General features: G+C 64.3%; 6 protein-coding genes. All 6 read left to right on the forward strand.

Annotated elements, in window-relative coordinates:
• Positions 1-107 precede the first annotated feature (107 nt).
• The 6 genes from QX135_RS12610 to QX135_RS12635 all read left to right on the forward strand — a co-directional run bounded on the left by QX135_RS12610 (position 108) and on the right by QX135_RS12635 (position 5431).
• The gene (locus tag QX135_RS12610) at positions 108-719 is read left to right on the forward strand and encodes a sigma-70 family RNA polymerase sigma factor (protein WP_315740553.1); all 612 of its coding nucleotides are present in this window, start codon (positions 108-110) and stop codon (positions 717-719) included.
• 365 nt (positions 720-1084) lie between these two features.
• Positions 1085-2491, forward strand: a complete 1407-nt coding sequence (locus tag QX135_RS12615) for a cytochrome ubiquinol oxidase subunit I (RefSeq protein WP_315778247.1) — start codon at positions 1085-1087, stop codon at positions 2489-2491.
• Complete coding sequence (cydB, locus tag QX135_RS12620) at positions 2488-3498, forward strand: cytochrome d ubiquinol oxidase subunit II (protein ID WP_315778246.1); 1011 nt, start codon at positions 2488-2490, stop codon at positions 3496-3498. Before QX135_RS12615 ends, cydB begins: the two co-directional genes overlap by 4 nt.
• Positions 3498-3623: a DUF2474 family protein gene (locus QX135_RS12625; RefSeq protein ID WP_315757675.1), complete on the forward strand. Its 126-nt coding sequence runs from the start codon at positions 3498-3500 to the stop codon at positions 3621-3623. Before cydB ends, QX135_RS12625 begins: the two co-directional genes overlap by 1 nt.
• A 109-nt stretch (positions 3624-3732) precedes the next feature.
• Entirely contained in the window at positions 3733-4326 is a 594-nt protein-coding gene (locus tag QX135_RS12630) for a L,D-transpeptidase (protein WP_315740557.1), read from the forward strand.
• Between the two features lie 67 nt (positions 4327-4393).
• Positions 4394-5431, forward strand: coding sequence for an amino acid ABC transporter substrate-binding protein (locus QX135_RS12635; protein ID WP_315797814.1), 1038 nt, complete (start codon positions 4394-4396; stop codon positions 5429-5431).
• The last annotated feature ends 569 nt before the right edge of the window (positions 5432-6000 follow it).

Below are 6000 nucleotides of genomic sequence, written 5' to 3' on the forward strand. Positions count from 1 at the left end.
CGCACGAAACCATTTTCCTGTTTTCGTGCAGACGTCCCGAAACGGGCGCTCCTTAACAATCCCTCCCGTCGAAACGCCGCAAGGGGGCGGCGGAACGGGAGAGTGCCATGCAGAACGTCGTTGCCATCAATTCCGCAGCCAGCCAGGGCATCATCGCAGCCCAGGCGACCACGGACGGCATGCTCCTGGAGAGCATTGCCGATGGCGATCGCACCGCGATGCACACGCTTTATGCGCGCCACAATGTGCGGGTCTATCGCTTCATCCTGCGCATCGTCCGCGACACCACGATCGCCGAGGACCTCGTCAGCCAGGTGTTCCTGGACGTCTGGCGCACCGCCAGGCAGTTCGAGGGCCGCTCGCAGGTCTCGACCTGGCTGCTGTCGATCGCCCGCTTCAAGGCGTTGACCGCGCTGCGCCAGCGCCGCTTCGAGGACATCGACCAGGACGAGGTGCGCGAGATCGCCGACGACTCCGACACGCCGGAGACCTCGCTCGAGCGCTCCACCACCAGCGCCATCCTGCGCGCCTGCGTCGCCAAGCTGTCGCCGGCCCATCGCGAGATCATCACCCTGATCTACTACCACGAGAAGTCGGTGGAGGAGGTCGGGCAGATCATCGGCATTCCGCAGAGCACGGTGAAGACGCGCATGTTCTATGCCCGCAAGCACCTCGCCGAACTCCTGCGCTGTGCCGGCGTCCACAGCCTCGCCGCCTGACCAAGGTTCATTCTCGTCGGGGCTGATGTCCCGACGGGTTCCAAAGACGACGCACGAAAATCACCGAACGAAACAATTGAAACAATCGGCGAAATCACCTGGAAAATTTCGGCCGCTAGAACGTTATCCATCGACCGAGCCTCAGTCCCCCAGCTGATCTCGGTTTCGAGCGAGCAAATTCAAGGATAACCTCCACCTCCCAAGGTTGCTCCGAAGACCCGGCGGATGCCCCCGCCGGGTCTTCGTCGTTTATGGACCTGCAGCGCCGCCTTGGTCGATTTGACCATTTGATATCGCGCGTTGCCGGTGCAATCTTCCGTCATGGGGCGATGCGACAAGCCCCGTGGCAATGACGGACGGTGCTGATGTTCGGTTTGGATGCGGTTGAGCTGGCGCGCGCGCAGTTCGCCTTCACGGTCACCTTCCACATCATCTTCCCCGCCTTCTCGATCGGGCTCGCGTCCTACCTCGCCGTGCTCGAGGCGCTGTGGCTGTGGACCGGACGCGACGTCTATCTCAACGTCTTCAATTACTGGCTCAAGATCTTCGCCATTACCTTCGCCATGGGCGTCGTCTCCGGCATCGTGATGTCCTACCAGTTCGGCACCAACTGGTCGGTGTATTCCGACAAGGTCGGACCGGTGATCGGCCCGCTGATGGCCTATGAGGTGCTGACCGCGTTCTTTCTCGAGGCCGGCTTTCTCGGCGTCATGCTGTTCGGCCTCAGGCGGGTCGGCCCGAAGCTGCATTTCCTGGCCACTCTGATGGTCGCCGTCGGCACCCTTATTTCGGCGTTCTGGATTCTCTCCGCCAATTCCTGGATGCAGACGCCCGCCGGCTACGCCGTCAACGCCGACGGCCAGTTCGTCTCGGTCGACTGGCTCAAGGTGATCTTCAATCCGTCCTTCCCCTATCGCCTCGTGCACATGGTGCTGGCGGCCTATCTGACGACCTCGCTCGTGGTCGGCGCCGTCGGCGCCTGGCATCTGCTGCGCAATCCGCACCTGCCGGGCCCGCGCGTGATGTTCTCGATGGCGATGTGGATGGCGGCGCTAGTGGCGCCGCTGCAGATCCTGGTCGGTGACCAGCACGGCCTCAACACGCTCGAGCACCAGCCGGTGAAGATCATGGCCATGGAAGGCCATTTCGAGAGCCACAAGGACGGCGCGCCGCTGTATCTGTTCGGCTGGCCGGACCAGGCCAAGGGCGAGCTGACATGGGCGCTCGGGATCCCTAAGTTCGGCTCGCTGATCCTCAAGCACCAGATCGACGCACCGATGGCCGGCCTCGACACCGTGCCGCGGCAGGACTGGCCGCCGGTGGCGATCACCTTCTGGTCGTTCCGCATCATGGTCGGCCTGGGGCTGTTGATGCTGGCGCTCGGCCTGTTCAGCCTGTGGGAGCGCTGGCGCGACCGGCTGTACATCAATCGCGGCCTGCACCGCTTCGCGATTGCGATGGGACCAGCGGGATTCATTGCCGTCATGGCCGGCTGGATCACCACCGAGACCGGCCGGCAGCCGTTCACCGTGTACGGGCTGCTGCGCACCACCGATTCCGTTTCCCCGCTCGCGGCCCCGGCCGTGGGTGCCTCGCTGCTCGCCTTCATCATCGTGTATTTCATCATCTTCGCCGCCGGCGTGCTGTACATCCTGCGCCTGATGGCCGAGCCGCCGCATCCCGGTGAGCCGGGCCCGAGCAGCGAGCAGCCGGTCCGCACGGCCGGCATCACGCCGGCCGCGGGCGTCGTGCAGGGAGCCGTCGGATCATGAGTGTTGCCGTCGATCTCGCGACCCTCTGGGCCTTCATCATCGCGCTCGCCGTCTTCATCTACGTCGTGATGGACGGTTTCGATCTCGGGCTCGGCATCCTGTTTCCGCTGTTCCCGGGCAAGCAGGACCGCGACGTCATCACCAACACGGTGGCGCCGGTGTGGGACGGCAACGAGACCTGGCTGGTGCTCGGCGGCGGCGGCCTGATGGCCGCCTTCCCGCTCGCTTATGCGATCCTGATGCCCGCGCTGTATGCGCCGCTGATCGCGATGCTGGTTGGGCTGATCTTCCGCGGCGTCGCCTTCGAATTCCGCTGGCGCACCCGCGCGCAGCGCAATCTGTGGGACCTCGCCTTCGCCGGCGGCTCCTGGGTCGCGGCGCTGGCGCAGGGCATCGCGCTCGGCGCCATTCTGCAGGGCGTGCATGTCGAGGGCCGGCACTATGCCGGCGGCTGGTGGGACTGGCTGACGCCGTTCAGCATCCTCACCGGCGTCTCGCTCGTGGTCGGCTACGCACTGCTCGGCGCGACCTGGCTGATCCTGAAGACAGAGGGCGACCTGCGCGACAAGGCGTATCGCATCAGCTGGTATCTCCTGTTCGCCATGCTGCTCGCGATTGCCACGGTCAGCCTGGCGACGCCGCTGCTCACCATTCAATATGCGCAGCGCTGGTTCACCTGGCCGGCCGTGGTCCTGACCGCGCCGGTGCCGCTCGCCGTCATCGGCGTCACCGTGCTGTTGATGAAGCACCTCGCCCAGAAGACCGACGGCTGGCCGTTCTTTCTCGCGCTGGCGCTGTTCCTGCTGTCCTATGCCGGCCTCGGCATCAGCATGTACCCCTACATCGTGCCGCAGAGCATCACGATCTGGCAGGCGGCGGCGCCGGAGCGCAGCCAACTGATCATGCTGCCGGGCGTGCTCGTGCTGGTGCCGCTGATTCTCGGCTACACCGGTTGGGCCTATTGGGTGTTTCGCGGCAAGGTCGGGCACGACAGCGGCTATCATTGATGCCGTCCGAGCAGCCTGCCCCGCTCGCGAAGCGCCTCGCCTGGTTCGTCGTGCTGTGGCTCGCCGGCGTGGCGGCCGTCGGCACCGTCGCCTTCCTGCTGCGGCTCTGGATGAAGCTTGGATGACGGCGGGCGCCCCGCGCTCACCTTGACTTTGCTGCGAATATGCCCCTGAAATTTGGCGGGTGATTTTAATCGGGCGAGCTTCGCAGGGGTCCGTTGAGGAGAGCTTTGAATGCCGAGTTTCCGTCGCCTGCTGTGTACCACCAGCGCCATCATCGCGCTGGCGCTGTCTACGTCGCACAGTTTCGCCCAATCCGAGGATCCCGGTGATCAGCCCGGCCTCGTCGCCGATGACGGCTACGAGCTCGATCCCGAATGGCGCAAGCAGGTGGTGTATTTCCGCACCACCGAGCCGCCAGGCACGATCATCGTGTCCACCGCCGAACGCCACCTCTATCTGGTGCAGCCGGGCGGCCGCGCCATCCGCTACGGCATCGGCGTCGGCCGTGACGGCTTCCAGTGGCAGGGGCTGCTGTCGATCACCAAGAAGGCCGAGTGGCCGGATTGGACGCCGCCGCCGGAGATGATCCAGCGCCAGCCCTATCTGCCGCGCTTCATGGCCGGCGGCCCCGGCAATCCCTTGGGCGCGCGTGCGATGTATCTGGGCACCACCGTGTACCGCATCCACGGCACCAATCAGCCCTGGACCATCGGCAGCAAGATTTCCTCCGGCTGCTTCCGGCTGGTGAATGCCGATGTCGCCGATCTCTATGACCGCGTGCCGGTCGGCACCAAGATCGTGGTGCGGCAGAAGCCGGAACTGTGACGGCGGCGCCCGCCGCCGGACATTCAGCCATCGCTTCATCCTGACATTTTTTCGAAAGAGATTGACCATGCGCACTTTCCGAGGCGGCCTGCTGATCGGGCTCGCCGTCGCCGTCCTCGTCGCGGCGCTCGCCGTCACCTATGAGATGTACGACACCCGCACCTTGAAGCGGACCATCCGCCGCGGCGAGGTGCTGTGCGGCGTCAACGCCGGGCTGCCCGGCTTCTCGATTCCCGACGACAAGGGCAATTGGAGCGGCTTCGATGTCGACTTCTGCCGCGCCGTGGCGGCTGCGATCTTCGACGATCCGAAGAAGGCGAAGTTCGTGCCGCTCGACGCCAGTGAGCGCTTCAAGGAGCTGCAGAGCCGCAAGGTCGACATCCTCTCGCGCAACACCACCTGGTCGATGGCACGCGAGCAGAATTACGATCTGTATTTCCCGGCGGTCGCCTATTACGACGGCCAGGGCTTCATGGTGCCGCGCGCGCGCAAGCTGGAGACCGCGCTGGACCTTAACGGCAGCAAGGTCTGCGTGCAGGATTCCACCACCAACGCGCTCAACGTCGGGGACTATTTCCGCACCAACAACATGAAGTACGACGAGGTGAAGTTTCCCAAGCTCGACGACGTCATCAAGGCGTATGACAGCGGCAAGTGCGACACCTTCACCGCCGACGTCTCGCAGCTCTACGCGCTGCGCCTGACGCTGTCGAAGCCCGGCGATCACGACATCCTGCCCGACCTGATCTCCAAGGAGCCGCTCGCGCCCGTGGTGCGCCAGCGCGACGACGACTGGATGATGATCGTGAAGTGGACGCTGTACGCGATGATCAATGCCGAGGAGCTCGGCATCACCTCCAAGAACATCGACGAAGCGCTGAAGTCGAAGAAGCCGGACGTGATGCGTCTGGTCGGCAACGAGGGCAGCTATGGCCAGGACCTCGGCCTGACCAAGGACTGGGCCGCGCGCGTGATCCGTCACGTCGGCAATTACGGCGAGGTCTATGAGCGCAACGTCGGCAGCGAGTCGAAGCTGAAGATTCCGCGCGGCATGAACCAGCTGTGGAACGCGGGTGGCGTCCAGTACGCGCCGCCGATCAGGTAGGACACCGGTCGGAATTGTCGGCTTCGCTTCGACTGGTCTCACACCTCTCGCGACACGAACGGTGCACCCTCTCCCCTTGTGGGAGAGGGTGGTTTCGATGCGCAGCATCGAAACCGGGTGAGGGGTTGCCACGAACTCAGACCTGCATTTGCCGCACCAGCCCCTCACCCAAGCAAGCTTGGAGTTGGCTTCTGTGTAGCCCTCTCCCACAAGGGGAGAGGGCGCATTCATATGCACCGCGAGGGCTGATTTTCCGGTGCTTAGAGCAGAACAAACATCATCATCCCCGCGACGTCTTCCGCGCCCGAGCTCTGCAAATTCTCCACCCTCTAAAATCGAGGGCGCAGGGAAGGCCAGGTGCCGACTGGCACCTGCGGCCCGCCTGCTTAAAAAATGCAGGCGGCAGAACCACAGGCTCAGCCGGGACAACCCGGCCTTCCCTGCGCGATGGTGTTAACGCTTATGGCGCGCTCTCCTCGGTGTCCGGCTTGTTAGCTGTGGTCTTCCAGGAGGTTGTCCATCCGGTCTGAACCGAGGAAGCTGAGGTTGCGAAGCTTCAGTGTTCCAAG

The sequence above is a fragment of the Bradyrhizobium sp. SZCCHNR1098 genome, from assembly GCF_032489375.1.
Lineage (GTDB): Bacteria > Pseudomonadota > Alphaproteobacteria > Rhizobiales > Xanthobacteraceae > Bradyrhizobium.

Coding starts and splice junctions, on each gene's coding strand:
- QX135_RS12610 (WP_315740553.1), top strand. CDS start 108: ATGCAGAACGTCGTTGCCATCAATTCCGCAGCCAGCCAGGGCATCATC.
- QX135_RS12615 (WP_315778247.1), top strand. CDS start 1,085: ATGTTCGGTTTGGATGCGGTTGAGCTGGCGCGCGCGCAGTTCGCCTTC.
- cydB (WP_315778246.1), top strand. CDS start 2,488: ATGAGTGTTGCCGTCGATCTCGCGACCCTCTGGGCCTTCATCATCGCG.
- QX135_RS12625 (WP_315757675.1), top strand. CDS start 3,498: ATGCCGTCCGAGCAGCCTGCCCCGCTCGCGAAGCGCCTCGCCTGGTTC.
- QX135_RS12630 (WP_315740557.1), top strand. CDS start 3,733: ATGCCGAGTTTCCGTCGCCTGCTGTGTACCACCAGCGCCATCATCGCG.
- QX135_RS12635 (WP_315797814.1), top strand. CDS start 4,394: ATGCGCACTTTCCGAGGCGGCCTGCTGATCGGGCTCGCCGTCGCCGTC.